The organism is Rhodopirellula sp. UBA1907, from assembly GCF_002337565.1.
In the GTDB taxonomy this organism is placed as follows: domain Bacteria; phylum Planctomycetota; class Planctomycetia; order Pirellulales; family Pirellulaceae; genus Rhodopirellula; species Rhodopirellula europaea.
The window spans coordinates 5,710-7,264 of record NZ_DDGH01000083.1 but is presented as its reverse complement, the minus strand read 5'-3'; the positions used below and the strand labels follow the sequence as shown (position 1 = coordinate 7,264).

The window sequence follows — 1,555 nt, the reverse complement described above, 5'->3', positions numbered from 1 at the left end:
TCGATTGTCGAAATGGCATCCGAGATGGCACCGCGATCGGACGTTGGACGAAGCTCGGACACGGTGTACGAGTCTCCATCGAACGCGATCACTCCGATGGCGTCCTTGGGGCCAAGCAGTTCGACGGCGGCTTGGGCGGCATCCTTGGCAAGTTCGATTTTTTGACCGCCCATCGAACCGCTCTTGTCGATCACCAGCATCATCGCCAACGACGGCTTTTCGCGTTCCTTTTCGAAGTTGCTGCGGACGGGCAAGATTTCCTCAATCTGAGTTCGGTAGTAACCGCCCAGACCAAAGGCTTGGTCACCACCGAGCATGATCAGCCCGCCACCCAAGTCCTGGACGTAGATCCCGATCAGATCCATCTGCCGCATTGTCATCGACGTCGCGGGCACGTTGGAAAGGATCAAGCATTCATAGCCCTGCATTTCGGACAAATCGCTGGGGATGCCTTCCGGGGGACGAACGTCAACATCGATGGATTGTTCATCCAGTGCCCAACGCAGAGAGTCCGTTTCGTCGGGATCGCTGTCGATCAGCAACACGCGAGGTTTGCCGCTGGCGTACACGATCGCCTCGGCTTCGTTGTTGTCCAACAACGTGTCGTCGCAGTCTCGCAATCGCGCGGCGAAGGTTTCTTGTCGTTGACCCAACAACGTTTGCTGAAAACGAAAGCGGTTTTCACCCTTTTTGATCTTCACCGGCGGTGCTTCGACGTCGCCAATTTGAATGTCACCGCGATATAGATCGACATGGCCTTCGGTGTCACGGTTGCTGCTAACAACAACTTCGACGAAGAAGGGTTCGCCCTGACGCACTTGAGTGGGAGCTTCCACGGCAGCCATCTGCACTTCAGGTTCGCTTCGTGTCGGAAGCGGCACCGTCCACACGGGAACACCAGCGTCCGTCGCGGCGGCGATCCCATCGCCATTCGTCGGGTTGCCATCGCTCATCAATACGATTCGTGGCACGCGGGATGGAGGAATCGAAGCCACCGCGGTTTGAATGGCGGCGGCTAAGTCCGTGCCCATTCGTTTCGCTTCCTCGGCGTCCGCCTCCGACGGTGATGGGACTGGCGCCGGAACCTCGTCTTCCCCGGGGGCAATTGAATCGGCCGAAACGTCCTCTGTTTCTTCTTCCGCAACATCAGCTGATGTTGGTTCGTTGTTGGTGTCCGCGAGAGACTTTTCCTGGTCTGCCCAGCTGGATTGCAGTTGCCGTGGAGTGCTGTCGAACGGCAGGAAGCGAACCTCCGCGTTGTCTTTTTCCGCCTGCTCGATTGCTTGTTTCAAATATTCGTCTGCTGTTTCGCGAGCGGCCTCGTCGATGCTCTCGCTTTGGTCGATTGCGAACACGATCATTTTTTTCGAGGTCAAGCGCAGCATCACCGGTCCACAAATCGCCATGATGAGCAGCGTTAGCACGATGCCTCGGATCAACAACGATACAAGTCGTTGACGCGGCGGAAAGTCGCTCAGCGTTCGAAGGTGGAATATCACCAGCCACAAGATTGCCGGGATCCAGAGCCAAGCCCATTGAAGTTGGGTCCATTGCA

General features: G+C 56.8%; 1 protein-coding gene. It reads right to left on the bottom strand.

Translation table 11 applies throughout. From position 1 onward, the window contains the following. A partial coding sequence (locus B2R17_RS17495) for a vWA domain-containing protein (RefSeq protein WP_286765120.1) occupies positions 1-1,555 on the bottom strand: 1,555 nt, incomplete at both ends.